26 protein-coding genes and 1 pseudogene are annotated in these 26176 nt (G+C 68.3%); 10 read left to right on the top strand and 17 right to left on the bottom strand.

Annotation, left to right across the window (positions count from 1 at the left end; all coding sequences use genetic code 11):
- Nucleotides 1–2217, top strand: a complete 2217-nt coding sequence (locus tag B0E49_RS09115) for a malate synthase G (RefSeq protein ID WP_077561923.1) — start codon at nt 1–3, stop codon at nt 2215–2217.
- 47 nt (nt 2218–2264) lie between these two features.
- On the opposite strand, the gene B0E49_RS09110 is transcribed toward B0E49_RS09115, so the two are convergent.
- Together B0E49_RS09110 and B0E49_RS09105 are read right to left on the bottom strand one after the other, a co-directional pair.
- Nucleotides 2265–2609: an HVO_A0114 family putative DNA-binding protein gene (locus tag B0E49_RS09110; protein WP_077561878.1), complete on the bottom strand. Its 345-nt coding sequence runs from the start codon at nt 2607–2609 to the stop codon at nt 2265–2267.
- The gene (locus tag B0E49_RS09105) at nt 2590–2886 is read right to left on the bottom strand and encodes a toxin-antitoxin system TumE family protein (protein ID WP_077561877.1); all 297 of its coding nucleotides are present in this window, start codon (nt 2884–2886) and stop codon (nt 2590–2592) included. Before B0E49_RS09105 ends, B0E49_RS09110 begins: the two co-directional genes overlap by 20 nt.
- A 157-nt stretch (nt 2887–3043) precedes the next feature.
- Here B0E49_RS09105 and B0E49_RS09100 point away from each other — a divergent pair, with 157 nt between their 5' ends.
- The 3 genes from B0E49_RS09100 to B0E49_RS09090 all read left to right on the top strand — a co-directional run bounded on the left by B0E49_RS09100 (nt 3044) and on the right by B0E49_RS09090 (nt 6442).
- Nucleotides 3044–5560 (top strand): DEAD/DEAH box helicase, encoded by a 2517-nt coding sequence (locus tag B0E49_RS09100; RefSeq protein ID WP_077561876.1) that lies wholly within the window; start codon nt 3044–3046, stop codon nt 5558–5560.
- A 74-nt stretch (nt 5561–5634) separates the two neighbouring features.
- Nucleotides 5635–6186 carry a DsbA family protein gene (locus B0E49_RS09095; RefSeq protein WP_077561875.1) on the top strand — a complete coding sequence of 184 codons (552 nt, stop codon included), beginning with the start codon at nt 5635–5637 and terminating at the stop codon, nt 6184–6186.
- A 52-nt stretch (nt 6187–6238) separates the two neighbouring features.
- Entirely contained in the window at nt 6239–6442 is a 204-nt protein-coding gene (locus B0E49_RS09090) for a 4-oxalocrotonate tautomerase (RefSeq protein WP_077561874.1), read from the top strand.
- Between the two features lie 62 nt (nt 6443–6504).
- Here the strand turns inward: B0E49_RS09090 and B0E49_RS09085 are convergent, their stop codons facing one another.
- Entirely contained in the window at nt 6505–7413 is a 909-nt protein-coding gene (locus B0E49_RS09085) for a LysR substrate-binding domain-containing protein (RefSeq protein ID WP_502688701.1), read from the bottom strand.
- 166 nt (nt 7414–7579) lie between these two features.
- Here B0E49_RS09085 and B0E49_RS09080 point away from each other — a divergent pair, with 166 nt between their 5' ends.
- The 5 genes from B0E49_RS09080 (at nt 7580) to B0E49_RS09060 (ending at nt 11637) form a co-directional block, all read left to right on the top strand.
- The gene (locus B0E49_RS09080; protein ID WP_077561922.1) at nt 7580–7885 is read left to right on the top strand and encodes a DUF2917 domain-containing protein; all 306 of its coding nucleotides are present in this window, start codon (nt 7580–7582) and stop codon (nt 7883–7885) included.
- Complete coding sequence (locus tag B0E49_RS09075; protein ID WP_077561872.1) at nt 7885–8466, top strand: GNAT family N-acetyltransferase; 582 nt, start codon at nt 7885–7887, stop codon at nt 8464–8466. The genes B0E49_RS09080 and B0E49_RS09075 overlap by 1 nt, the downstream gene beginning before the upstream one ends.
- Nucleotides 8467–8669: 203 nt before the next feature.
- The gene (locus tag B0E49_RS09070; protein WP_077561871.1) at nt 8670–10034 is read left to right on the top strand and encodes an NAD(P)/FAD-dependent oxidoreductase; all 1365 of its coding nucleotides are present in this window, start codon (nt 8670–8672) and stop codon (nt 10032–10034) included.
- Nucleotides 10034–10855 carry a lysophospholipid acyltransferase family protein gene (locus B0E49_RS09065; RefSeq protein WP_077561870.1) on the top strand — a complete coding sequence of 274 codons (822 nt, stop codon included), beginning with the start codon at nt 10034–10036 and terminating at the stop codon, nt 10853–10855. Before B0E49_RS09070 ends, B0E49_RS09065 begins: the two co-directional genes overlap by 1 nt.
- A complete protein-coding gene (locus B0E49_RS09060) occupies nt 10852–11637 on the top strand; it encodes a glycosyltransferase family 2 protein (RefSeq protein WP_077561869.1) in 786 nt (261 codons plus the stop codon). Before B0E49_RS09065 ends, B0E49_RS09060 begins: the two co-directional genes overlap by 4 nt.
- An 18-nt stretch (nt 11638–11655) precedes the next feature.
- Here B0E49_RS09060 and B0E49_RS09055 read toward each other — a convergent pair whose 3' ends face one another.
- The 13 genes and pseudogenes from B0E49_RS09055 to B0E49_RS08990 all read right to left on the bottom strand — a co-directional run bounded on the left by B0E49_RS09055 (nt 11656) and on the right by B0E49_RS08990 (nt 24515).
- The gene (locus B0E49_RS09055; RefSeq protein WP_077561868.1) at nt 11656–12486 is read right to left on the bottom strand and encodes an intradiol ring-cleavage dioxygenase; all 831 of its coding nucleotides are present in this window, start codon (nt 12484–12486) and stop codon (nt 11656–11658) included.
- A 35-nt stretch (nt 12487–12521) separates the two neighbouring features.
- On the bottom strand, nt 12522–13583 hold the full coding sequence (locus B0E49_RS09050) for a maleylacetate reductase (RefSeq protein WP_077561867.1): 1062 nt from the start codon (nt 13581–13583) through the stop codon (nt 12522–12524).
- 7 nt (nt 13584–13590) lie between these two features.
- A complete protein-coding gene (gene fabG / locus B0E49_RS09045) occupies nt 13591–14322 on the bottom strand; it encodes a 3-oxoacyl-ACP reductase FabG (RefSeq protein WP_077561866.1) in 732 nt (243 codons plus the stop codon).
- Nucleotides 14319–14831 carry a hotdog family protein gene (locus tag B0E49_RS09040; RefSeq protein WP_077561865.1) on the bottom strand — a complete coding sequence of 171 codons (513 nt, stop codon included), beginning with the start codon at nt 14829–14831 and terminating at the stop codon, nt 14319–14321. The genes fabG and B0E49_RS09040 overlap by 4 nt, the downstream gene beginning before the upstream one ends.
- A gap of 4 nt (nt 14832–14835) precedes the next feature.
- Nucleotides 14836–15678 carry a beta-ketoacyl synthase chain length factor gene (locus B0E49_RS09035; RefSeq protein ID WP_077561864.1) on the bottom strand — a complete coding sequence of 281 codons (843 nt, stop codon included), beginning with the start codon at nt 15676–15678 and terminating at the stop codon, nt 14836–14838.
- A 13-nt stretch (nt 15679–15691) separates the two neighbouring features.
- Nucleotides 15692–16888 carry a beta-ketoacyl-[acyl-carrier-protein] synthase family protein gene (locus tag B0E49_RS09030; RefSeq protein WP_077561863.1) on the bottom strand — a complete coding sequence of 399 codons (1197 nt, stop codon included), beginning with the start codon at nt 16886–16888 and terminating at the stop codon, nt 15692–15694.
- Between the two features lie 63 nt (nt 16889–16951).
- Nucleotides 16952–17767 carry a polysaccharide deacetylase family protein gene (locus B0E49_RS09025; RefSeq protein ID WP_077561862.1) on the bottom strand — a complete coding sequence of 272 codons (816 nt, stop codon included), beginning with the start codon at nt 17765–17767 and terminating at the stop codon, nt 16952–16954.
- Between the two features lie 3 nt (nt 17768–17770).
- Nucleotides 17771–20278 carry an MMPL family transporter gene (locus tag B0E49_RS09020; RefSeq protein ID WP_077561861.1) on the bottom strand — a complete coding sequence of 836 codons (2508 nt, stop codon included), beginning with the start codon at nt 20276–20278 and terminating at the stop codon, nt 17771–17773.
- Nucleotides 20275–20880 carry a LolA-related protein gene (locus B0E49_RS09015; RefSeq protein ID WP_077561860.1) on the bottom strand — a complete coding sequence of 202 codons (606 nt, stop codon included), beginning with the start codon at nt 20878–20880 and terminating at the stop codon, nt 20275–20277. The genes B0E49_RS09020 and B0E49_RS09015 overlap by 4 nt, the downstream gene beginning before the upstream one ends.
- The gene (locus tag B0E49_RS09010; protein WP_077561859.1) at nt 20873–21844 is read right to left on the bottom strand and encodes a lysophospholipid acyltransferase family protein; all 972 of its coding nucleotides are present in this window, start codon (nt 21842–21844) and stop codon (nt 20873–20875) included. The genes B0E49_RS09015 and B0E49_RS09010 overlap by 8 nt, the downstream gene beginning before the upstream one ends.
- Nucleotides 21841–23497: pseudogene (locus B0E49_RS09000) on the bottom strand (AMP-binding protein). The gene B0E49_RS09010 and the pseudogene B0E49_RS09000 overlap by 4 nt, the downstream one beginning before the upstream one ends.
- A 35-nt stretch (nt 23498–23532) precedes the next feature.
- Nucleotides 23533–24204 carry a COG4648 family protein gene (locus tag B0E49_RS08995; RefSeq protein ID WP_077561856.1) on the bottom strand — a complete coding sequence of 224 codons (672 nt, stop codon included), beginning with the start codon at nt 24202–24204 and terminating at the stop codon, nt 23533–23535.
- Nucleotides 24201–24515: a phosphopantetheine-binding protein gene (locus tag B0E49_RS08990; RefSeq protein ID WP_077561855.1), complete on the bottom strand. Its 315-nt coding sequence runs from the start codon at nt 24513–24515 to the stop codon at nt 24201–24203. The genes B0E49_RS08995 and B0E49_RS08990 overlap by 4 nt, the downstream gene beginning before the upstream one ends.
- Before the next feature lie 179 nt (nt 24516–24694).
- Here B0E49_RS08990 and B0E49_RS08985 point away from each other — a divergent pair, with 179 nt between their 5' ends.
- Nucleotides 24695–24937, top strand: a complete 243-nt coding sequence (locus tag B0E49_RS08985; protein WP_077561854.1) for a cysteine-rich CWC family protein — start codon at nt 24695–24697, stop codon at nt 24935–24937.
- 15 nt (nt 24938–24952) lie between these two features.
- On the opposite strand, the gene B0E49_RS08980 is transcribed toward B0E49_RS08985, so the two are convergent.
- The gene (locus tag B0E49_RS08980) at nt 24953–26164 is read right to left on the bottom strand and encodes a zinc-binding metallopeptidase family protein (RefSeq protein ID WP_077561853.1); all 1212 of its coding nucleotides are present in this window, start codon (nt 26162–26164) and stop codon (nt 24953–24955) included.
- Nucleotides 26165–26176: the final 12 nt, after the last annotated feature.

Genomic DNA, 26176 nt, shown 5'->3' with positions numbered 1-26176 from the left:
ATGACCGCACGCACCCCTGTTCACAACCTGCAAGTGGCCACCGAGCTGCACCAGTTCATCAACGACAAGGTGCTGCCCGGCACCGGCGTGGCGAGCAGCGCCTTCTGGCAGGGCTTCGACGCCATCGTGGCCGACCTGGCGCCAAAGAACATCGCGCTGCTGGCCGAGCGCGACCGGCTGCAGACCGAACTCGACACCTGGCACCAGGCCAACCCCGGCCCGATCCGCGACATGGTGGCGTACCGCAAGTTCCTGGAAACGATCGGCTACCTGGTGCCGTCGCCCGCCGGCGTAAAGACCAGCACGGCCCACGTCGATGCCGAACTCGCCGTGCAGGCCGGCCCGCAACTGGTGGTGCCGATTTTGAATGCGCGCTACGCGCTGAACGCGGCCAACGCGCGCTGGGGCTCGCTGTACGACGCGCTGTACGGCACCGATGCCATCCCCGAGACCGGCGGCGCCGAGAAGGGCAAGGGCTACAACCCGGTGCGCGGCGCCAAGGTCATCGAGTTCGCGCGCAAGGTGCTGGACCAGGCCGCGCCGCTCGCGAGTGGTTCGCACCAGGATACGACCGGCTACACGGTCGCCGGCGGCAAGCTGGTGGTGGCGCTCAAGGGCGGATCGAGCACCGGCCTTCAAGACCCCGCCAAGTTCATCGGCTACCAGGGCGATGCCGCGGCACCATCCTCGGTGCTATTGCAAAACAACGGCATCCATATCGACATCCGCATCGACCGCAACACGCCGATCGGCAAGAGCGATGCGGCGGGCGTATCCGACCTGGTGATGGAAGCTGCGCTCTCCACCATCCTCGATCTCGAGGACTCGATCGCCGCGGTGGACGCCGAGGACAAGCTGCTGGCCTACAGCAACTGGCTCGGCATTTTGCAGGGTACGCTGACCGAGGAAGTCACCAAGGGCGGCAAGACCTTCACGCGCGGCCTGAACCCGGACCGCGTGTACACCGGCGCGGATGGGAAGCCCGTCACGCTGCACGGCCGCTCGCTGATGTTCGTGCGCAATGTCGGCCACCTGATGACGAATCCGGCCATCCTGTACACGGCCAGGGACGGCAGCACGCACGAGATCCCCGAAGGCATCATGGACGCGGTCGTCACCACCGCCATCGCGATCCATGATTTGAAGCGCCAGGGCCAGGCGGGCATCAAGAATTCGCGCACCGGCTCGGTCTACATCGTCAAGCCCAAGATGCACGGCCCCAGGGAAGTGGCGTTCGCCGCCGAGCTGTTCGGCCGCGTCGAGGCGCTGCTGGGCCTGCCCGAGAACACCGTCAAGCTCGGCATCATGGACGAGGAGCGCCGCACCAGCATCAACCTGCAGGCCTGCATCGCGGCCGCCAGCGCGCGTGTGGCCTTCATCAACACCGGCTTCCTGGACCGCACCGGGGACGAGATGCACAGCGCCATGCGCGCCGGCCCGATGATCCGCAAGGGCGACATGAAGGCCAGCGCGTGGATCGCCGCCTATGAGAAGAACAACGTCGCGGTCGGCCTGGCCTGCGGCCTGCGCGGGCGCGCACAGATCGGCAAGGGCATGTGGGCCATGCCCGACCTGATGGCCGCGATGCTGGAGCAAAAGATCGCGCAGCCGCGCGCCGGCGCCAACACCGCCTGGGTGCCCTCGCCCACCGCCGCCACGCTGCACGCGCTGCACTACCACCAGGTCAACGTGGCCGAAGTGCAGGCGCAGATGGAAAAGGCCAACGCGCAGACCGACCCGGTGGCCGCGCGCGACGCCCTGCTCGGCGGCCTGCTGCAGATCCCGGTGGCCGCCACGCCCAACTGGAGCGCGGCCGAGAAGCAGCAGGAACTCGACAACAACGCGCAAGGCATCCTGGGCTACGTGGTGCGCTGGGTGGACCAGGGCGTGGGCTGCTCCAAGGTGCCCGACATCCACAACGTGGCGCTGATGGAAGACCGCGCCACCCTGCGCATCAGCAGCCAGCACATGGCCAACTGGCTGCTGCATGGCGTGGTGACCGAAGCGCAGGTGCGCGAGACCTTCGAGCGCATGGCCGCCGTGGTGGATGGCCAGAACGCGGGCGATCCGCTGTACAAGCCGATGGCGGGCCACTTCGACACCTCCATGGCGTATCAGGCGGCGTGTGACCTGGTGTTCAAGGGATTGGTGCAGCCCAGCGGCTATACCGAGCCGCTGCTGCATGGGTGGCGGTTGAAGGTGAAGGCAGCGGCGTAACTACGGCGTAACGGTTAAGGATTAAGGCAGCGGAAGAAGGCATGCGGTCACGCCGCCTTCAGCAAAAAGTCCACATGCACCGCGTCATACGGAAACTCGATCTTTCCGTCTGCCGTCTTGTCCAGCACGCCGCAGGCCAGCAGGACCTGCACATCGCCATGGACTGCCTTCACGTCGCGATCGACGCGGCGGGCCGCTTCGCGGATGGTGACGGCACCAGCACCCGCCAGCGCCTGTATCAAATCAAAGCGCTTGCCGCCCAGGGTGCGCATCAGCGCTTGCGCGGAAGAGAAGCTGTACCTTGGCGGCTGGGCGTGGCCGGTTTCCATCGCCTGGACCGCATCGGTCAGACTGCCTGCGAGGGAACGAACATCAATCTTCAGGGTGCTCATGGTTGTACCTCCGGATATCCTCAAAAAAATCAGCCATCAACTGGCGCGGGTTGCTGAATTCGTAGGTGGCTTCAGTCGATCCCCAATGCCGGTGATTGCCTTTACCGGCTTCGTTGTCGTAACGCAGCACGCAAATGCCAGCCACCACATAAGCCAGACGGTACTTGAACGTATGTGAGCTCCCGGCCAACGGCGCGGCCAACTGCCAGATCACCAGTTCGGCAAAGGCCCGTGCATGGACTTCGACACGTTGCTTCACCAGTTGCTTGGCTCTCATGTTGGAGATTTTGACAACATGTCGCAGTGTTGTCAATTACTCCAACAAAAATACTCATGATGTGAAGGCTGGCGCATAGTCAGCAAGCATCGAGGACTCCGGGTAATAAGTGAGAATTAGGACCCCCATTCACCACCCGCACCGCAGCGTCCCACCGATGCCGACCTCCACCCCTACCTTGCGCAAGCCCCGATTGAAAGCCAGGACGGCCAAGGCCGCCCGGCCGGCCGAACTCCGCCTCTCGCGCACGCGCCGCCCTGCCGAACTCGAGGTCGCCGACTGGCAGACCGCGCTGCGCCGCCAGTTCGGCCGCGAGCAAAACTTTGGCCTGGAAAACCTGGGGCAGGCGCCAGTGTTTTCCGACTTCCGCGTGCACAACCCCGCAAGCGGCACGCACTACCGCGTGGCCATCCGCGGCCAGGCCCCGGGCCAGAACTTCTGCACCTGCCCCGACTACGCCACCAACGACCTGGGCACCTGCAAGCACATCGAGTTCACCCTCGCCCGGCTGCAGGCCAGGCGCGGCGGCAAGGCGGCGCTGGCGCGCGGGTTCCAGTCCGAGTACAGCGAGATCTGGCTAGCCTACACGGGCGCGCGCCAGGTGCGCTTTCGCGCCGGGGCGGGCTGCCCGCCGGCCTTGCTGGCCCAGGCCGGAAAACTGTTCGACGCCTCTGCCGGTGGGGCCCTGGTGCGACACAGGCAGGGCGGACTGGAGCGACTGATGCGGGCCGCGCAAGATTGCGGCCATGAGCTGCGCTGCCACGATGATGTCTGGCAGTTCGTTGCCCAGATCCGCGACGGCGAACGCCGCCACGCGGCCCTGGTCGAGGCCTATCCCAAGGGCATCCGGGACAAGGCGCTCACCCGGCTCCTGAAGGTCAAGCTCTATCCCTACCAGGCCGAAGGCGCGCTGTTTGCCGCGCGCGCCGGCCGCTCGCTGATCGGCGACGAGATGGGCCTGGGCAAGACCATCCAGGCGATCGCCGCGGCCGAGCTGTTCGCGCACCACTTCGGCGTGCGGCGCGTGCTGGTGGTGTGCCCGACCTCGCTCAAGCACCAGTGGAAGAACGAGTTCACGCGCTGCACCGAGCGCGAGGTGCAGGTGATCCACGGCCTGCGCGCGCAGCGCCAGAGTCAGTACCGCGAAGAAGCGTTCTGCAAGATCACCCACTACGAAACGCTGGCGCGCGATGCCGACCTGATCGATGCCTGGGGGCCGGAACTCGTGATTGCCGACGAAGCGCAGCGCATCAAGAACTGGAACACCATCGCCGCGCGCGCCCTCAAGCGCATTACCAGCCCGTATTGCGTGGTGCTGACCGGCACGCCGCTGGAAAACCGGCTGGAGGAGTTGATCTCGATCGTGCAGTTCGTCGACCAGCATCGGCTCGGGCCGACCTGGCGGCTGCTCGATGAGCACCAGTTGCGCGACGAGGCCGGCCGCGTCATCGGCTACCGCGCGCTGGACCGCATCGGCCAGACCCTTGCGCCAGTGATGCTGCGCCGGCGCAAGGCCGAGGTGCTGACGCAACTGCCGGCGCGCGTGGACAACCGCATCTTCGTGCCGCTGACGCCCGAGCAGCGTGTGCACCACGACGAGAACGGCGCCATCGTCACGCGCATCGTCTCGCGCTGGCGCAAGACCGGCTACCTGTCGGACGGCGACCAACGCCGCCTGCAGTGCGCCTTGCAGAACATGCGCATGGCCTGCAACAGCACCTTCCTGCTCGATCACGAGACCGACCACGGGCACAAGGTCGATGAGTTAATGACTTTGCTGGACGAGCTGTTCGAAGACCCGGCCGCCAAGGCCGTGGTGTTCAGCCAGTGGCTGGGTACGCATGAGCTGATTCGCCGCCGCCTGGCACAGCGGGTTCCGGGCGAAGGCCGGCGCGGCTGGGGCCATGTGCTGTTCAGCGGCAGCGTGCCGGGCGACCAGCGGGGTGCGCTGGTAGAGCGGTTCCACAGCGATCCGGATTGCCGCCTGTTTCTTTCCACCGACGCCGGCGGCGTGGGGCTGAACCTGCAGCACGCGGCGGCCGTGGTGGTCAACATGGATTTGCCCTGGAATCCAGCGGTGCTGGAGCAGCGCATCGGCCGTGTGCACCGCATGGGCCAGTCGCGCGGCGTACAGGTGATCGACTTCGTCGGCCAGGGCAGCATCGAGGAGGGCATGCTGTCGGTACTGGCCTTCAAGAAGTCGCTGTTCACGGGCGTGCTCGACGGCGGCGAGCACGAGGTATTCCTGCAGGGCACGCGCTTGTCCCAGTTCATGAAAAGCGTCGAGCAGGTGGCCGGAGCCATGGGCGAGGCCGACGCGGATACGGCAGCGGAGCCACCTGCAACAGCGGGCGCGGCCGATTTGCCACCCGCACCGGTCGACCTGTCTCAGGCGCAGGACGCGACACCGGTCACGACCGATACCGAGGCCAGCGCCGAAGTCGTGATGCCACGCACCGAGCTTGCGGACCCGTGGGCCGCCTTCCTTGAGGCGGGTGCTGCGTTGCTGCAGGGGCTGGCAAGCGCGCGCTCCGCTGGCGGCGCATTGCCTGGCATGGCGCCCATCACGATCGAACGCGATCCCCTCACGGGCCAGGCCAGCGTGCGGCTACCGCTACCCGAGCCGGCCCTGTTACAGCAGCTGGCCAGGGCATTCGAGCCCTGGCTGCGCTAACCGGCGCACGCGGGCGGCTTTTCTTTCGAGCCCAATCTGGCTAAGCTGATGCGACCTCCACGAAAGGCAAAACCATGATTGCCCCCGTCAAACGCGACCCGCTGCTCAAGCCCGATGCGGCCACCGACCATATCCTGGGCCCGGCTTCCGCCGAGGTGACCGTCATTGAATATGGCGACTTCGAATGCCCGTCCTGCGGCCAGGCCTATGCGGCGATGAAGATCATGCTCGATCATTTCGGCCCGCAGCTGCGCTTTGTGTTCCGCCACTACCCGCAGCGGGAGATCCATCCTCACGCCGAACTCGCGGCCGAGGCCGCCGAGGCGGCGGGCGCCCAGCATATGTTCTGGCCGTTTTATGACCTCCTGTTCACACATCAACAGCATCTGCAGGACAAGCAGCTGCTGGACTACGCCGGCGACATCGGCCTGGACCTGCTGCGCTACCAGAACGAGATGAGCGATCACGTGTACCTGCAGCGCGTGCAGGAGCACCTGGCCGGCGCGCAACACCTGGGCGTGCGCGCGACGCCGACGTTCTATGTGAACGGCAAGGTCACGGACGTTTCCTTCGGCATGCAGCACCTGCATCAGGCGATTGACCGGGCGCTGCGCGCCCGTGGGTAGGCGCGAGCTTTTATGATCCTCGCCTCACCCACTTTTCCATCCGAGGATCCCCATGCCCACCATTCACGTTGAAATGCTGGAAGGCCGCACGCCCGAGCAAAAGAAAAAACTGGTCACGGAGATCACCCGCGTCACGGTCGAGGTGCTGGGCGGCTCGCCCGAGGCGGTCGACATTCTCTTGATCGATGTGCCGCGCGGAAACTGGGCCACCGGCGGCAAGCTGTGGTCGGAGCCGCGCCCGGCCACACCCGCCTGAATACCAGGTCGCTATTTAATCAATAGCATCATGCGAAGATCCTATAAGGGCTAGCACGTGATTTAACTAAAAACCTGAGGCGGAGCGCTTGCCACCACCGGCGCCTCGGCCTCGGCCCGCAGCCAGCGCACAAAATCCTGCGCATCGGGGTTGCAGGCGGCGCGCGGCGCGGCGACCACGAAGTAGCCGCGCTGCGAGGCGGCCGTGCCGCCGAACGGGGCCACCAGCCGCCCGTCGCGCAGCAGCCAGGCGACCAGCGGCAGGCGGCCGATCGCCACGCCCTGGCCGGCCACCGCGGCCGCAATGGCATCACTGTATTGGGTGAAGCGCAGGGTATTCTTCGTGCGCAGCTCGGGCAGGCCCATGATGTTCAGCCACGGCGCCCAGTCGGCGTTCAGTGCCGATTCCTGCGGCGTCTCCATCATCGCCAGGAGCGTGTGCTGCACCAGGTCGGCCGGCGTCTGCAAGGGCTTGACGGGGTTGCCGAGCAGTTGCGGCGCACACACCGGGTACACCGTCTCCTCGAACAGGGGCTGGCCCACGCCATCGCTGACGCGGCAAAAGCGCACGGCCACGTCGATATGCGTGCGCGCCAGATCCAGCAGCTCGTTGGTGGCCGAGACCCGCACATCCACGCCCGGGTGGTCGGCCGTGAAGCGCTCCAGCCGCGGAATCAGCCACAGTGAGGCAAAACCGGCGGTGGTGGTGATGGCCACTTGGCGCAGCTGGGTGCTGGCGCGCACGCGGGCCGTGGCATCGCGCAGGCGCTCCAGGCAGTCGACCACGGCGCGCTGCAGCACCTGGCCGGCCTCGGTCAGCACCAGCGCGCGGTGCCGGCGCTCGAACAGCGGCACGCCCAGGCCGGCCTCGATCTGCTGGATCTGCCGGCTCACCGCCGACTGCGTGAGAAACAGCTCCTTGGCGGCCAGCGTGAAGCTCAGGGTACGCGCGGCCGCCTCGAAGCTGCGCAGCAGGTCGAGCCGGGGCAGCTCCGAGCGCGGGATGGCGCCCGTCAGCGGCGCCGTGAATGAAGGCTTCGCATTCCCTGTACGCATGCCAATGATTCCAATTGACCGTTTGAGAGGAGGAGATTCACTCAGTATATTCATTCGTACCATGAATGCGAAAGGATCTGCCATGAAACCCGATAGCAACCGTTTCGACCTGAGCCTGCGCAAGGACGCGATGCTGCGCCTGCCAGATGCGGCCAGCGTGCAGATCGACTGCCGCGACGGCACCGTGTGGATCACGCTCGACAGCGACCGGCGCGACATCGTGCTCGAAGCCGGCGACCGCTTTGCCAGCACCGAGCACCGGCACGCCGTGATCACGGCGCTGGCGCCATCGTGCATCACGGTGTCGGCAACGCCCGCGCCAGCGCCGTCGCTGCACGAGCGCAACCGGCGCCGCCCCGGCCTGATGTTCGAACAGGTGCTGGTGTGATGGACGCCGCAGCGCGCTACCCGGTCGAATGGATCGACCGGCTGCAGCTCGCCGGCGGCGACTGGGTCACGCTGCGCCCGGTGCTGCCGCAGGATGATGTGCAAGAGCGCGCGTTCGTCGCGCACGGCCTGACCTCGCAGTCGCGCTACCTGCGCTTTCAGGTGGGTTTGAGCGAGCTGCCCGATGCGCTGACGCAGGCGTTCACGCACATCGATTACCACGACCACTTCGCGCTGGTGGCCGAATCGTTCGCGGGCGGCCAGCAGACGCAACTGGGCGATGCGCGCTTCGTGCGCGTCGGCGGCGCGCCCGAGGTGGCCGAATTCGGCATCGCGGTGGCCGACGCCTGGCACGGGCTCGGCATTGGCCGGCGCCTGCTGTGCCTGCTGGTCGCCGCCGCCCGCGCACAAGGCGTGACGCAGCTGTATGGCGACGTGCTGCGCGGCAACGCACCCATGCTGGCCCTGGCCCAGGCCAATGGATTTGCCGTGCAGCGGCACCCGGGCGACGCGAGGCTGGTGCGCGTACAGCGCGCGCTGGTGGCTCCGGCGACTCCTGAATTGATAGCTGATTGTGCATGACTGGCAAGGGCTACAAGGTGATTTGATGCATAAACCGGGCAAACGGCCGCCCCGGCAGCCGTTTTCTTTCTGTTGCAGCTTCGGCGCCGAAGCGGGCGCGAACGGCACGGTAAAATCGACCCAATTCGCGCTCTGCAGCGACCAAACAAATGGCTGTGTGGCCCGCGGGGCCTGCGGACACTACCCACCAGACAGGACGCCCGATGGTCGAGCAACATTCATCCGCGGCCGCCACCGCCCCGCCGGCTCGCGAATGCGATGTCCTGATCATCGGCGGCGGCCCGGCCGGCGCCACGGCAGGCGCCTTGCTGGCGCAGCGCGGCCACCAGGTGACGGTGCTGGAAAAGGCCCATCACCCGCGCTTTCACATCGGCGAGTCGCTGCTGCCGGCGAATTTGCCGCTACTCGACAAGCTGGGCGTGGCCGACGCGGTCCGGGCGGTGTCGATCGAAAAATGGGGCGCCGAATTTGTGTCGCCCTGGCATGCGCCATCATCGCAGACCTTCCAGTTTGCCGAGGCCTGGGACAAATCCATGCCGCATTCGTACGAGGTGCGGCGCTCCGAGTTCGATGACATCCTGATCCGCAACGCCGCCCGCAAGGGCGCCGAGGTGATCGAGGGTTGCCGGGTGCAGGCCGTCGCGTTCGATGCGGACCACCGGGGCGCCACCGTCGAGGCCCAGCACGACAACGGGCGCCGCCAGACCTGGCGCGCGCGCTTCGTGCTCGATGCGTCGGGGCGCGACACCTTTCTGGGTAAAAAGTTCGACACCAAACGGCGCAACCCCAAGCACAACAGCGCGGCGCTGTATGCCCACTTCAGCGGGGCGCGGCGCCAGCCGGGCAAAGCCGCCGGCAACATCACGGTGTTCTGGTTCGAGCATGGCTGGTTCTGGTTCATCCCGCTGGCCGATGGCGCCACCAGCGTGGGCGCGGTGGTCTGGCCGTACTACCTGAAAACGCGCGACAAGCCGCTCGATGATTTCTTTCTCGACACGATCGCCCTGTGCCCGGCGCTGGCCGGGCGGCTGGTGGAGGCCGCGCGCGTCACGCCGGTCGAGGCCACGGGGAATTTCTCCTACGCCTGCGACCAGACCCACGGCCCCAATTACCTGTTGCTGGGCGACGCGTTTGCCTTTATCGACCCGGTGTTTTCGTCCGGCGTGATGCTGGCCATGCAGAACGGCTTTTGCGCGGCCGACACGGTGGATGTCTGCCTGCGCGAGCCGGCGCGCGCACGCGCCGCGCTCAAACACTTCGACCGGCAGGCCCGGCTGGGCCCGAAGGAGTTTTCCTGGTTCATCTATCGGGTCACCAACCCAAGCATGCGCGACCTGTTCATGGGCCCGCGCAATGTGCTGCGCGTCAAGGAGGCGCTGTTGTCGATGCTGGCGGGTGATATTTTCGGCAAGACGCCGATCTGGGGCTCGCTGCTGGTCCTCAAGGGCATTTACTACGCCGCCTGCGCACGCCACTTCAAGCGCAGCTGGCAGGCCCTGCGCCGTCGCCGCGCCAACATCCGCACCCTGGATGAAGCCGCGGCCGTGGCCGGGCCCGGGACCCCCTGATGCGACCGGCCCACTGGCGCGTGCTGGTTGACGCCGTCCGGCTGCGCCTGGGCCTGGGCCTGCTGGCGGTGATGGGCCTGGCCTGGTCGCTGCTGGCGCTGCCGCTGAGTTACCTGTTGCCCCGCGCGCCAGGGCTGCGGCTGGGCCGCTACAGCGCCGGCCTGACCTTTCGTGTGTACCTGCGGCTGCTGACGTGGATCGGCGCGTGCCGCTTCGACCTGCGCGCGCTGGACGCGCTGCGCAAGCAGCCGGCCTGCATCATCGCGCCCAACCATCCTTCCCTGCTCGACGCGCTGATGGTCATCTCGCGCGTGCCGCATGTGGCCTGCGTCATGAAGGCCGAGCTCATGCGCAATATCCTGTTCGGCGCAGGGGCGCGGCTGGCGCGCTATATCCGCAACGACTCGCTGCACGCCATGGTGCGCCGGGCCGTGACGGAGGTGCGCGGCGGCAGCCATCTGCTGCTGTTCCCCGAGGGCACGCGCACCACGCGCGCACCCGTGAACCGGCTGCAGGGCACCGCCGGGTTGATCGCCAAATACGCACGAGCCCCGGTGCAGACCGTGTTCATCGAAACCACCGATGCCGCCTTCCTGGGCAAGGAATCCGCCCTGTTTCGCCGCACGCCGATGCCGGTGCGCTACCGCGTCCGACTCGGCAAGCGCTTCGATCCGCCGAAAAACGTGGCGGCTTTCGCGCGGGAACTGGAGCAGTATTTCAAGGCCGAACTGGCGGATGCTGCGCTCACGGACCGGCCGGCTGGCACGGCCGCGCGCGACGGGCAGCGAGCGCGCGACTGGTCGCATGGCGGCAGCGCATGACGGATGATTTGGGCGCCACGCCGCCAGCACCCTCCAGCACGCACCTGGTCCTGATTCCGAGCTACAACCCGGGCCCCAAGGTGTACGACACCGTGCGCGCCGCGCGCGCCCGATGGACCCCCGTGTGGGTCGTGGTCGATGGCAGCACCGACGGCAGCGCCCAGGGCTTGCAGGCCCTCGCCAGCCAGGACGCCGGCTTGCGCGTGCTCGTACTGCCGCGCAACAGGGGCAAGGGCGCCGCCGTGCTGCACGGCATCGATGCCGCCGCCGCCCAGGGCTTCACGCATGTGCTGACCCTGGACTCGGACGGCCAGCATCCGGCCGAACTGATTCCGGCCTTCATGGCCGCCTCCGCCCGGCAGCTTCAGGCCATGGTGCTGGGCGTGCCGGTGTTCGACGCCAGCGCGCCGCGCCTGCGCGTGCAGGGCCGCAAGCTCTCCAACGGCTGGGCCAACCTGGAAACCCTGTGGGCCGGCATTGGCGACTCGCTGTTCGGTTTTCGCGTGTACCCGATCGCGCCGCTGCGCCAGGTGATGCACGGGCGGCGCTGGATGCGGCGCTTCGATTTCGACCCCGAGGTCGTGGTGCGCCTGTGCTGGCGTGGCGTGCCGCCGGTGAATCTGCCGGCCCGCGTCCAGTACTTCAGCGCGGACGAAGGCGGTGTCTCGCACTTCAACTACTGGCGCGACAACGCGCTCTTGACCTGGATGCACAGCCGCCTGCTGCTCGGCTTTATCCTGCGCCTGCCCTGGCTGCTGGTGCGGCGCCTGAGAGGCCGTTAAGAGGTCGCCCCGAGGGCCTCAATGGAGCGGGTTCAGCACAAAGTCGTATTCCAGCAGGTAGCTGCCATCGTGTTGCTTCGCCCAATCCGCCACCAGCGACTGGCGCACGCCGAACACCGCGTCGGAATCGAGGTAGGGGTCGCCATTGCGAAAGACATGGGTGACCAGCGTCTCGTAACCCTCGGCCCGGATCATGAAGTGCAGATGCGCGGGCCGCCACGGGGAACGCTTCGTGGCCCTGAGCAGGTCGCCCACCGGGCCGTCGGTCGGGATCGGGTAGGCCTCGGCCACGATGGTCCTGAAGTCGAAGCTGCCGTCGCCGCGCGCGTGCAGCACGCCACGCGCCTGTGCGTGGTCGAGGCCGGATTTCTGCACGTCGTAAAAACCCTCCTCATCGGCCTGCCAGACCTCGAGGGTGGCGTGGGCCACGGGTTCCCCGTCCAGACCGCGCACGCTGCCGCGCACCTGGCACGGTGTGCCGCTGGCGCCATTGGCCACGTCGGCGCCGTTCTCGTAGTGCGGCGCGCCTTCCACGTAGAACGGACCGAACACCGTGGCCTCGGTACAGCCTCGGGGCTTGTCGTTGTTCATCGCGACGGTGAGCATCGACAGGCCCAGCACGTCACTCAGCAGGATGAACTCCTGGCGCGTGCCGGTGCATTTTTGGCCGGTGGCCGTGAGGAACTCGATGCCCCTTCGCCACTCGGCCTCGGTCAGCTTGACCTCGCGCGCGAAGTCATGCAGGTGCTGCACCAGCGCCGTCATGATCTCCTTCAGGCGCGGGTCCGGCGTGTCGGCCAGGCGGGCAACGACAGCCTCGGTGAGGTTGTCCTGGTTGAGGTTGCGCATGGTGGTCTCCTGGGGGGAGTTGGGGGTTCAGCGAATCAGGCCGGCCGCGTGCCGTCGAACGCGTCCTGCAGCAGCTGGCGCAGGGCCGCGCGCTCCAGCGGCCGGGGGTTCGGATACTGGTTTTGCAGGGCCAGCTCGCAGGCCTTGTCGAGATCGGCCGCTTTCATGCCAATGTCTTTCAAGGCCACCGGCGCGCCGTTGTCTCGGGCCAGATCGAACACGGCTTGCGGCGCGCATTGCGTGCCCCCCAGTGCGCGCGCAATGCGCTGCATGGCCAGCGGCGCCGCGGCGGCGTTGTAGGCCAGCGCATGCGGCAGCACGATGGCGTGGGTCTCGGCGTGCGGCAGGTTGAAGCTGCCGCCCAGGGTGTGGCACAGCTTGTGATGCAGCGCCATGCCGACGTGGCCGAGCACCGTGCCGCACAGCCAGGCGCCGTACAGCGCGTCGCTGCGCGCCTGCCTATCGTTTGCTTTGATTTTGATAGCAGGCAATGCCCGTCCGATGGCGGCTATGCCCTCCTGAGCCATCAAATCCATGATGGGGTTGCCGTCTGCGGCATAGAGGCCTTCAGCGGCATGGGCGATGGCATTGAGGCCGCTGGTCACGCTCACCGCCACGGGCAGGCCGGTCGTGAGCTCGGGGTCGTAGATCACCACCCGGGGCAGTACCCGCAAGTCTTTGCCTGTCTTCTTCAGGCCGGCTTCGGTGATGCCGTAAATTGGCGTCATCTCCGAGCCGGCGTAGGTGGTGGGAATGGCCAGGATCGGCAGGCCGGAATCCAGCGCAATCGCCTTGCCCAACCCGGTGGTGGAGCCGCCGCCCACGGCCACGGCGCAATCGGCCCCGGACCGGCGCGCCACCTCGCGGGCCTCGTGCGCGGTCTCGATCGGCACATGCATCACGGCGCGGTCGAACACGCCGGCGCAGCGCCTGGCGAGCAGCGCGGCCACGCGCTCGGCCAGCGGCCGCTGCCCCGGGGTGCACAGCACCAGCGCCTTGCGCGCACCCAGGGCGTCGATCTCGCGTGCGAGGTGCTGCAGGCTGCCCGCGCCGAACACCACACGGGCCGGGTTGGAGGAATAGGTAAATGCCTGCATAGGTTGCCTAAATCATGCCGCCGTTGATCGAGATTACCTGGCCGCTGATGTAGGCCGCGCGATCGCTGGCCAGGAAACCCACCAGGTCGGCCACTTCCTCGGGTGTGCCGGCCCGCTTCATTGGTACCAGCCGCGCAATGGCGTCGGCGTCGAAGCTCGCCTCGCTCATGGCGGTGGCGATGATGCCCGGCGCCACGGCGTTGACCGTGATGCCGCGACTGGCCAGCTCCAGCGCCAGCGATTTGGTGGCGGCGTGCAGGGCGCCCTTGGCCGCCGAATAATTGACCTGGCCGCGGTTCCCGGCCAGGGCCGCCACCGAGGTGATGTTGATGATGCGGCCCCAGCGCGTGCGGATCATCGGCAGCGTCAACGGCTGTGTCACATGGAAGAAGCCATTCAGCGACACATCCAGCACGCGCTGCCACTGCGCCAGCTGCATGCCCGGGAACACCGCGTCGTCGTGGATGCCGGCGTTGTTGACGACGACCTGGATCGGGCCTTCGAGCAGCAGTTGCTCCAGCGCGGCGGCCGTCGCCGCCGCATCCGTGACGTCGAAGGCGATCGCCTCGGCCTGGCCGCCCTGCGCCCGGATCGCCGCCACCAAGGCCTGGGCCGCGGCCAGGCCCCGATTCGCATGGACGATGACCTGCAAGCCATCCTGGGCCAGCCGCCGGCAGATGGCGGCGCCGATGCCGCCGCTGCCGCCGGTGACAAGCGCTCGTTTGCGGGTGGTGGTCAAGGGGCTGCTCCTGATGAATAGGCCGCTGCGTCAGCTGGGCGCAGCAGGGCCGCGTCCAGCACTACGGCCGCACGGCCCTCGAGCAGCAGTTGCGGGCCGGCCTCGAGCCGGAAGCTGTACAGGATGTGGTTCGCGTCACCGAGCAGGCGCTCGGCCGTGACCGTCAGGTCCGATGCGATCGTGTCCAGCCGCTGCACGTGCAGGGTCACACTGCGCACGCTGGCCAGGTAGCCGACGCGCGGCGGCGCGGCGCCGGCGCAGGTGGCTTCGACGGACTCGGCCAGCAGCGCGCCATGCACCGCCATGGCCTGCGCGGCATATTCAACGCCGCAGGCAGCGCCGAGCCGGCCCCCGGCGCGCAGGGGATTGTCGGGTGCCCGGTGGCTGCTGGCCTGGCAGACGATGCGCTCGGCGTCCCACTTTGTCACGGCATCGAGCAGGCACATGCGGCCCTGGTGCGGAATGCGCCGGGCAATCTCAAGCTGCTGCAGGATGGGTGGCGTCGGCATGGCATCAGGCACAGGGTGCGATGTCGAGCGCCAGCCGCAAGCCGTCCAGATAGTCCAGCACCACGCGCCCGGCCTGCTGCGTTGCGACGGCGCGCAACAGCGGCAGGCTGCGCGCCGCCGGAATGCTGCGACGCAGCGGCTCCAGCACCGGGTCCACCAACTGGTCGGCCGGGTCACCGGTGAGGCAGGCGTCGCCGTGCAGCGTGCAACGCGCCAGGCTGCGCGCACTGCGCTGCGGACTCAGGACCAGCGCGACGCCGAAAGTGTCGGGAACCGGCCGCGCACTGCGCAGCGGCTCGGGATAGTCGGTGTCGTAGGCCAGCAGCAGCACCGGCACCCCGTCCACCACGGCCTGCGCGACGGCTTCCAGCAGGCCGGCGGCAAAGCTGCCGTCGTAGGCACACAGCACCGACGAGGTCGCCATGGACCCGGTGGCAATGCCCCAGTAGCCGGAGGCGGCGTTGTGCACGGAGTTGTGGAAGCGCGTGGGCGAGATGAATTTGTCAGGAGACGCCAGCGCCACGCACATCTCGTGGCAGTTCAGACCATCGCCGCCCGACGAGGCGAAGACCGAAGGCACCTGGGCCGCCTCCAGCCCCGCGGCCTGCAGGGCCCCCTGCCCGATCGCGAGCGCGAGCTTGACCGTCGCCCCGGCGCGGCGCCGCTCGGCGGGGGGCAGCGCGGCGGGCGCGGGAAGCACGGTCTTTTGCGGCCGCGCGGGCGCCAGGCCGGCGAGCTGCCGGCGCCCTTCTTCCCAATGGGCTATGCCCGGACCGAGCAGGCCCACGCCGTCGATGTAGACGACCAGTGGCGCGGGCGATGCGGAGGACGAAGACGACGCTGTCATGACGCAGGGAGCCCTAACCGGCCCGGCCGAAAATGAGGCTGCAATTGGTGCCGCCAAAGCCAAAGGAATTGCTCAGCACGCTACTCACCGGCTGCGCGCGGTTGTCCAGCAGGTAGTTGACGGCAATCGCCGCATCCAGCCGCTCGGTGTTGGCGCCGCCGGGCATCAGGCCCTGTTGCAGCGCGAGGGCACTGATGACGGCTTCCAGCGCGCCCGCGGCGCCCAGCGTATGGCCGGTGGCGCCCTTGGTCGAACTGCACGGCGTCGCCAGCTCGCCGAACAGGGCCGCCACGGCCTGGCCCTCGGCCGCATCGTTGCCCGGCGTGGCCGTGCCGTGCAGGTTGATGTAGTCGATCTGCGCGGCGGGCAGGCCGGCGCTCGCCAGCGCCTGCTGCATGGCCAGGCGCGCGCCCAGCCCCTGCGGGTGCGGCGACGACATGTGGTACGCGTCGCTCGACTCGCCGACGCCGCGCAGCAGCACCGCGTTCGCATCCAGGCTGCCTGGGACCCGCTCCAGCAGGATGAAGGCCGCCGCCTCGCCGATCGAGATGCCGTCGCGGTTGACATCGAACGGCCGGCACGGGCGGCTGGAGAGCAGGCCGAGCGAGTTGAAGCCGCACAGCGTGGTCAGGCACAGCGTGTCGACGCCGCCGACGATGGCCGCATCGATCAAGCCGGCTTCCAGCATGCGCCGCGCCGAAGCAAACACCTTGGCGCTGGACGAGCAGGCCGACGAGACGGCCATGGCCGGACCTTCGAGCCCGAAGAAGCGACGCACGAAGGCGGACACCGAATACGGGTTGTGCGTGGCGGCGTAATGGAAGTCAGCCGGCAAGGCGCCGCTGAGCGGATCGCGGCGCTGGTAGGCCAGTTCGGTTTGCAGGATTCCCGCGGTGCTGGTGCCCAGAAAAACGCCCATGCGCTGGCGCCCGACCCGTGCGACGGTCCGGTGCACGGCCTGTTCAAAATCGTCCTGGCGCAGGCTCAGTTGTGCCAGCCGGTTGTTGCGGCAGTCGTAGGCGCGCAAATCGTCGCGCAGCACCTCGTCGTCGACCCCCGCCACCGAACCGGTCCAGGTATCCAGGTCGGCGCCCTCGAAGTCGCACGGCTGCAGGCCGCTGCGCCGCTCGCGCAACGACGCCAGGGTAGCGGTCAGCCCGCGGCCGATGCAGCTGGTCGTGGTGAAGTGCGATAACAAGAGGGGTTGCACGAGGCGGGGCCGGTGTTGGACAGTCAATCCAGTTTAGCAAACAGGGGGGCCGCACAAGGGCGCTCACGCCAGCGCCGCGCGCAGGGTCACACACTTCAAATGGGCGGCCGCCACGGCCTGCAGCAGCGACGGCAGCACGGCCAGGATGACCGGCGTGCCTTGCGGGGTGAGCGCGGCATGGCGGTCGTGCAGCAGCAGGATGTCGCCCGCGTGCAGCGAGCGGGTCAGGATGCGCAGCACGGCCTGCGCATTGCCATTGCGGGTGTCGTAGGCGCGCCGGCTCCAGCTGGCCAGCTGCAGGCCCAGGCGCTGCAGCACCGGGTCCAGAAACGGATTGCGCAGGCCGGCCGGGGCCCGGAAGAAGACGGGCGGGCGGCCCGTGATGGCCGTGAGTGTTTGCTGGGCCGTCTGCAGTTCGCGCAAAAAGCCGCGCGGCCCCTGCAGCGCAAAGCCATAGCCATGAGTCTGGCTGTGGTTCTCGATGGCGTGGCCGCGGCGCACGATGTCGCGGCACAGTTCGGGGTAGCGCGCGGCCTGCGTGCCGATGCAAAAAAAGGTGGCCTTCGCACCGTGGCGCTCCAGCAGGTCAAGCACCGCGGGCGTGACCTGCGGGTCCGGGCCATCGTCGATGGTCAGGGCGATTTCGCCGCGCGCCGCCGCGGCGGCCGGCAGGCGCGTCCAGTTGGCGCCGAGCCACTGGCAGCGCGGCAACAAGCCCGCGAGACTGAGCACGGCATGGTTGGCAAGCAGCGCGCTGATCGCCCAGGGCCAGACCGCGGGCCGCGCCAGCACGGCGATCAGTGCCGTGACGTGCAGCCCCAGCGAAGCCCATAGCAGTGGGGCGGGCTGCCAGTGTTTGACCGGTGTCTGCGTCGCCATGGCTCAGAGGGCTTGCGAAAAACGGCGCCCCGGCGGCCGCGGCCCGGCAAAAATGGCCGAGAACAGCAGTGCCAGGATGGCACCCGGTCCCACCGTGACGCCCATCGCCTGCAGGACCGGGACGCTGGAAAACGCCAGCACGCCAAAGCCGGCCACGGTGGTGAGATTGGCAAACAGCAGCGAGGCCAGCGTGCGTGGCGTGATGCCCGACAAGTCGTCGTCCTCGATGTCCCCGGCAGCGCCCGAATGACGCGTGTGCGATGGCGCGCGTCGATTGAAAAACAGCGCGTAGTTGGAGCCCACCGCGACGATCAGCAGCAGGCCGACCAGATGCAAAATCGTCAGGCGCTGGCCCGCGAGCGCGAGCCCGGCAGCCACCGTCAGCACTGCGCCGGCCAGCGGCGCCAGCACGCGCAACGCGCCCGCGAAGGAACGTAGCGCGACCAGCAGCAGCAGCGCGATCGCCGCGAGCCCCGCCAGCGACAGCACGATGGCCTCGTGCAGGTAACCGCTGTAGAGCTGATCGGCCTCGCCCTTGACATCGACGAACAGGATGCGGGTACCGGTATCTGCTTCATTCAAGGCGGCCAGCGCGTGGCGAATGCGGGCCGGGTCGATCGCGCCGACACCCGTGCCGCCCGCACCGACCGGCGCGTGCAAGGGCAGAAACGCGCTCCAGCCGGCAGGTCCATCTTTGTCTGCAGCGTGCTGAAGCAGCATGCCGTCCAGCGCCACCGCCAGCGACGTGCCATCGAGGTCGGAGCGCTCGAGCGGGCGCAGATGCCGTGCCGCCTGTGCATCCGCCAGGAAGGGCGCCAGGCGCTCCGGCCGGATCGGCAGCGGCGCGAGCGCCTGGCGCAGCCGCTCCTTCAATTGCGCCGGCTCCGGCAGGCTCGCCAACCGGGCCTGCTGGGTGGCGAGGCTGGGCAACAGGGTGGTGGGGCTGTCCACCCCGGCGATCGCGTTCGCCTGCACCAGCGGCTGCAACGCCGCCACCACGGACTCGGCTGCGCGCAGCACGCCCTCCTGCGTGCGACCCGACACCACCACGAGGTAGCGCACATCGGGCGCGCCCAGGTCGGCCCGCAGCGACGCATCGAGCGCCTGGTCCGCAGCAGACACCGGGCTGAGCGCCGACAGCTCGTTGTTCCACAAGGTCTGCCGGTGCAGCGCCAAGGTCACGCACGCCGCCACCAGCAGGCCGACGACGCCCCAGCGCAGCACACCGGCGCGTTGCACCACGCGCGCCAGGCGCCGGCCCAGCCGGGACACGTCGCGCACGCGAAAATCCCGGGGCAGCAGCACCGGGAGCACAAAGCGCGTGACGGCGGCCGCCGTCAGCAGGCCCGTGATGGAGTACAGGCCCAGCTGCGCCAGCCCCGGAAAGCCCGACAGCAGCAGCGAGGCAAAGCCGAACACCGAGGTCAGCACGCCGAGCCGGATCGTCGGCCAGAACCGGCGCACCCAGTGGCGATTGGACGCGGCCGTCTGCTCCGACTGGACGAACAGGTAAATCGAATAGTCCACGGCTTCGCCGATCAGGGTGGTGCCGAACCCCAGCGTGATGCCATGCACCGTACCAAACCCCAGACTGACCGCCGCCACGCCCGCCATCGCCCCGGACAGCACCGGCAGCAGGCCCAGCGCCAGCGTGCGCACGGAGCGGTAGATCAACAGCAGCAGCGTCACGATCAGCGCAATGCTGATGGCGGACAGGCGCGTGACTTCCTTCTTGATCACCTCGCGGACATTCACCGCGAACACGCCGGGCCCGGTCATGACCAGCGTCGCGGAGGCGGCTGAGGGCGAGGCAGGGCGTGCGACTTCCTGCTGCGCCGCGGCGAAGGCCGCGCGCACGGCGGCCATGGCCTGTTCCTGGCCATCGGTGTCCGAACCGGATACCCGCGTTTGCAGCAGCAGCAGGGCGCGCCGGCCATCGCGCGAGGCCCAGACGCCGCCCGCCGACTGCGGCCGGCTCGCACCACCGGCCGCGTCGCCGGCGAACTGCTCCAGCAGCAGCGGAAATTCGCCGGTCGGGTCGCGCGGCAGGATGGATTTGACCAGCAGACCGGCGGGCGACGCGAGCAGGTCGAGCGTGTCGCCCACCGCGCTGCGCAGCCCCTGGACGGTGAAGTGCGCGGGTTTCATCGCGGGGCTGAGCTGGTAGCGGTGCTCAAACAAAAAGGCCTGGTCGCGCTGCTGCGCCACGGCCTCACCATTGCTGACGGTGCTGAAACGGTTGTCAGCCCGAAGTTGCCGGGCCATGGCTTTGGACAACGCGGCACGGGTGGGCACGTCGGCCCCGTCGATGCCCACCAGAATCAGCCGCGACACCACGCCGTCGCGCAGCTGATCGACCAGCAGCCGCTGCTCCGGCGTCGGCGCCTTGGGCAAAAACGCCGACAGATCGGCGGTAAAGCTGGCACGGCTGATCAAGACCCCGCAGACCAGCAGGGCGGCGAGCCAGAGCCAGACCGCCAGCAAGGGGCGCTGCAGCCAGGGCCGCTTCATGGCGGGGCGGTCGAGGTGATCGTCATGACCGAGCGGTCCTTGTCCGCCTGCTCGATCTCGATCGAGCGCAGGTCGGCGTGGCTGCCGTGGATGACAACGCGCTGCACCGCGGCGGCCATCTTGGACTCAATCGGGCGCAGCGTCAGCGTCCAGCGCTCTTCGCTGCCTTCCAGTGTGAGGTTGTAGATGCGCGCCAGCGCTTTCTGGTCGCCGGCGAGCGTGCCGCGAATGCTCTCGGTGAAAGCGCCCAGTTCGGGATAGTCCTGCAGGGCCAGCACATAGCGTCGGTTTCCACGCTCGACCATCAAAGTGCTGCCTTCCAGCACCATGGATTCGGGCTTGGGTTTGACCGTGCGCTTCTCCAGCCGGTCGGGCGCGGTATAGAGCAGTTCGCCCGAGGACTCCACCGGCTTGTCCAGCATCGCGATGTATTTCTTCTCGACGAAGGTGGCGCGGCCCGATTTGTTTTGCGCCAGCGCCTGCATGAGCCGGTCCACGTCCCAGGCGGCATGGGCCGGCGCGCTCAGCAGCGCCAGGGCCAGGCCCGCAGCGGCCAGCAGGCAGCTCCACCAGCGTCGTCTTGAGATCAGCGAATCAGTCATGGCGTGTCCGGTGAGGTGCGGCGGCTGGCGCCGGCGCGCCCTGCCAGAAATCAAAGAAGTTGAACCAGTTGTAGGGTGCCACTTCGCAGTACTGCTCCAGCAGCTGCGCGTAACGGCTCATGGCAACCTGAATCGCAGCCGCACGGCCACCGGCCGGAACGCTGGAGAAATCCGCCACCGTTTCAAAATGAACATCGTAGCGGTTGCCCCCGCCATACAGCCCGACCATGAACAGCACCGGCCGCCGCAAAATGGCCGCCATGCGAAACGGGCCCACGGGCAGCAGCGCCGGCGCGTCCAGAAAGGGCAACGACACCGTGGTGTCCTGACCCAGCGAGCGGTCGCCCAGAATGCCGACCACGGCGCCCGTCTCGAACAGCGCATGCACGGCCATCATGGAGTTCACGTGACCGAGTGCGACGATGTCATGCTGCACGGCCGGATTGATGGCGGCCAGCAGCGCATTGATTTTCCGGGCGTTTTCCTCGTACATCACCATCACCACCCGCAGGCCCGGCTGCTGGCGCCCGACGGCGCGCATCACCTCAAAACTGCCCAGGTGCGCGCCCAGCAGCAGCGCCCCGCGCCCCTCGGCCAGCACGTCGGTGATCAGCTGCTGCCGGTGCAGTTCGATATCGAACAGGTCAAAGCGGTCGTTGACCAGGTAGATGCGGTCGTGAATGACCGAGGCAAAGGTCATGAAATGGCGCAACAGATGGCGCCATCCCACGCGGGCAGGGGCCGGCAGCTTCAAGACCCGCTGCAGGTAGCGGCGCGAGGCCAGCCGGGCCTTGGGTGAGAACAACAGGAAATACACCGCAATCCCGTATAGCACGCAGCGCGCTACCCGGCGCCCCAGGCGCAGGGAAATCCAGCACATGACGCGCAGCAGGAACTGGTTGCTGCGCTCCGGACTGTCCTTCCAGTTCACCGGGGCGTCGGGGTGCACGCTCGATTCGCTCATGTGACCAGCACCAGCGTTCCGCTGGCAACCTTGCGCGCGCCACACGCAATGTCCCAGCGCAGGCCGGCGGCTGTGTGCGCATACGCAATGAGCAACGACTCGCCCGGAGCGATCGGGCTGAAAAACTTGGCGGACGCGATTTGATGCACGCCGGCCAACGCGCCCGGCGCCCGCTGCACCACGGCGTCCAGCAGCACCACGCCCGGCAAAATGGGAGCGCCCGGAAAGTGGCCGGCAAACGCGGGGTGATCGGCCGGCACCGTCAGCGCTTGCACCATCAGGGGTTCATCCTGCATGCCGGCCGCGTCCCGTCTGGTCGTGGGTCTGCGCCAGCGCCTGCAGCGCCTCGCGCGGCAGTTTGCCCGTGCTGTTGCGCGGCAGCTGCTGCACCAGCAGCAGCGGGCGCGGCATGAACACGGGGTCGATGCGCTCGCGCAGCGCGGCGCGCAGCGCGGCCTGCGACAGGCCCGGGGCCACGGCGAAGGCCAGCAGGCGCGTCACGCCCGCGCCGGCGTCGTCCTCGTCCGGCATGAAAAAAGCCCCGTCCTGCACGCCCTCGATGGCATTCAGTTGATGGTTCAGGTAGGCCAGCGAATTGCGTTTGCCGGCAATGTTGACCAGATCGGCCTTGCGCCCGTGCAGCAGGAAATGCCGGTCGTCCACGCATTCCAGCACGTCGCCCAAGGCCACCGGCACCTCGACATGGCCGCCCGACGCCCACATGCGGTCGCCCTGCGGGACGAGCCGCACGTCCGGCAGCAGCGTCCAGGGCAGCGCCTGGGCCGTGCGGCGCGTGGCGATCTGTCCGGTTTCGGTGGAACCATAAATCTCCAGCAGCGGCGCCTGCAGGCGGGCTTCGGCGGCCTGCGCCAGTTGCGCAGGCATCGGTGCGGTCGCGGACAGCACCAGATCGAGCGCGGGAATCTCCACGCCCGCGCACAGCAGCGCGCGCAGGTGCACGGGCGTGGTCACCAGCAGGCGGGGCCGCGGCACCGCGGCGATGGCGCTGCAAATATCGGCCGGGTAAAAGGGGTGCCCGGCGCTCAGCGCGGCGCCGCCCTGCAGCGCCAGCAGGACCGTGGACTCGAAGCCATACATGTGCTGCGGCGGCACGGTCCCGACGATGCTGTAGCGCGCCCCGCCCTCCAATCCGAGCCGCGCCGCGCCGGCCTGCATGTTGCGAACCAGAGCGCCCCAGGTTTTGCGATGCGGCAGGGGCACGCCGGTCGAGCCCGAGGTAAACACGTGGGCCACGGTCTGGTTGGCCGGGATCTGCGGGACCTCGGCCGGCATGGCCTCGGGCCCCTCGCCGCGCGGCGCCGGGTCGGGGTAGGCGACATGCGGCAGGTCAATCGTGGTGAGGCCGTCGCTCAGACAAAACACATCGGGAGCCAACAGCCGCAGCTGGCGCACCATCTCCGGCGTGTGGGTCGGCGGCAGCAGGCTGATTCTGCCCGCCAGCAGGGCGGCCGCCAGCCCCACCGTGAAGTGATAGCGGTCGGTGCAGGCGTTGAGCACGTGCCGTCCCGGTGGGTACAAGGCCGCCAGCCGCCTTGCGTCGTGCAGGAACTGGCCGACCGTGACGACCTCGCCGTGGCGGTACGCCAGCGCCTCGTCCATGCCGCGATGCGTGACAAGCGGAAAGGTGGTCATGGCAGGCTAAAGCGCACGGGCGCTTGCAGCGCGCATCAGTGCGCGCGGCGCCGCAAGCCGGGCGACGACTGTCGGTAGGCCGCAAACGCCTCCCACAGTCCGGCCCGCTCGGCCTGCGGGACCACGCAGAGGCGCACCGCATACTCCGCGACGAACATCAGGACCACCAGCGGCAGGCCCAGCAGATTCGCAAAGACGGACCAGACGGCGATAGACGCGAGCCAGAACAGCAGCAGCGACAGCGTCGCCATGCCGGCAAAGAACAGCGTCCAGGCCCAGGTCGCGCGCCGGGTGTAGCGCACCGCGGCGGGCGACAGCGACCCGTGCAGCAGGGCCGCGAACTGCGACACCAGCGGGGTCTGCCCCGGCCGCAGGGTGCGACCGAACATCAGCCCCAGCAGCACCTGCAGGCCCGCATCCTGCAGCAAAAATACCCAGTGGTAGTGCCCCACCAGCCAGCCGCTGGCGCCGTACAGGCCGAGGCAGCCCGCCCCCCACAGCGCCAGCAGGAGCGGCCTGCGCGCGGAGCGCCAGGCGAGCAAAAACGCCAGTGTCAGGCCCGGCGCGACGGCCACGGCCGCCTCGAACAGACCGGGTGCCGGTGCCGCCGCCGCAAGGTGCGCCAAAAGGGAGTAGCCGATACACCCTGCGACGGCCGCCGCGCCCTTGCACACCGGTACCAGCCGTGCGGCCCATTCGGGTTTCACTTGGTTCTTTGCGCGGCGATGTGCTCGCTCAGGGAGCGCAGCGAGCGAAAGATCTGGCCGTTGTCTTCGTGGTCGGCACGCAGTTGCAGGCCGTATTGCCTGGAAATCACCAGCGCCACCTCGAGGATGTCGATCGAGTCCAGGCCCAGCCCGTCGCCGTACAGCGGTTCGTCGGGCGCGATGTCGGCGGCGGCCGTGTCGAGGTTGAGGGCGGACACCATCAACTCGGCCACCTCGCGCATCAGCGCGGGATCCGCCTTGGAGGCGGGCAATGCGGCCGCGGGCAGGGGATGGATGTTGGAGAGGGACATGGTGTGTGAGATCGAGTTACCCCGTTCAGGCCGAATATAACTACCATGTACGCATGGACTCGCCGCGGGAGCGTCATTTTAGCGGGCGATGGGGGCCATCGCCCGCGCGCACCCTGGAGTCAACGACCGCATCGACGCCATCGCATGGCGCCCTGAAACATCGTCATCTTTTGATACATATGCCCTTCCCGACCCTGCCCGACACCGCGCCCGACCCCAGCCGCTGCCCGCTGTGCGGCACGCCGAACCGGTGCGCCATGGAAACCCAGCGCGTCACGGGCGAGCCGCAACCGCCTTGCTGGTGCACGCAGGTTCAGTTTCCCGCCTCCGTGCTGGCGCGCGTGCCGGCGTCGGCGCGCGCCCAAGCCTGCGTATGCCGGGCCTGTGCGAGTGCGCAGGCAACAAACGTAACAACTTTGTAGCTATAAATTTTGTAGCTACTTTGGCATACCTTGAGTGGGCTGCGGCCCGTTTTGATGCTTGTCGGCGCGCGCCGCTCGAATCACCAGGTGGACGAACTGCAGTTTGCCAACCACGGCCCGCGACAGCACAAACGGGTAGAAATCGGGCTGGCCCATGCTGCGCGAGAGTTCGTTGAGCACGCTGGTGAGCTGAATCCATGAGTTGACGAACTCCAGGAACGGCGCGGCGCCGGCATCATCGGGCCGCCACAGCGCGTCCAGGCCGAAAGGCTCGTCGTCAATCTCCACCTCGTCGGCGTCGAGGCCAAAGCTCAGCGCGGTGTCCAGCGTATCCGTCATGTGCAGGTAGTGCGCCCAGGTTTCGGCCCAGTCCTCCCAGGGATGGCAGCTGGCGTAGCTGCTGACGAAGCGCTGCGCCCAATCGGCAGGCGGCCCTTGCCCGTAGTTGCGACGCAGGGCGCCGGCGTAGTCCTGCCGCTCGTCACCGAACAGGGCGCGGTAGTCGCCGAGCCACGGCGTGTCCCGGATCAGCCGGTCCCAGTAGTAGTGCCCGACCTCGTGGCGGCAATGTCCCAGCAGGGTGCGGTAGGGCTCGCGCAGCGCGGCCCGCAGGGCCTCGCGCCTGGCGTCATCGGCCTCCTCGATGTCCAGCGTGATGATGCCGTCGGCATGGCCCGTCATCACGCGCGGGCCGCCCGCGGGCGTGCGCAAAAAGTCGAAGGCCAGCCCGCGCTCGGGGTCCTGGTTCACACGCGACGCCAGCGGCAGGCCCAGCGCCAGCAGCTGCGCCACGAGGCGCCGCTTGGCGGCCTCGAACTTGGCCCAGAGCTGGCCGTTGTCTTCAAATGACAGATCGGGAATGGTGCGGTCGAGATTGCAGGCCACGCACAGCCCGTTGCCGTCGTGGTCGTCGGGCACACCGGGGGTATAGGGCACCAGCCAGTTGCAGCCCGCAGCGGTCTCGAAGTTGCGGCAGCGGTGGTACAGCGCAGCGCTGTTGTCGCCCCTCAGTTGCCAGCTGCCCTGCTGCGGCCCCGGCTGCAGCGGCAGCACGCGCTCACGCTGCACCTCGTAGCCCAGCGGCGTGCCGCAGGCCAGGCAGCGGCTGTTGCGAAAGAACACGGGGCGGCCGCACTGGCAACGGTAGGCGCGGGTCGCGGTGGGCGTCTTGCGGCGTTTCCACAGGCTGCCCGGCGGGTCGGCACGTACGTCAGTCGGCAAATTCATGGGCCCAGCCTC

Origin of the sequence: Polaromonas sp. C04, from assembly GCF_002002705.1 — a bacterium.
Classification (GTDB): Bacteria; Pseudomonadota; Gammaproteobacteria; order Burkholderiales; family Burkholderiaceae_C; genus Rhodoferax_A.
Note: the sequence above shows the minus strand (reverse complement) of the source record. Positions and strands in the feature narration are given on the sequence as shown.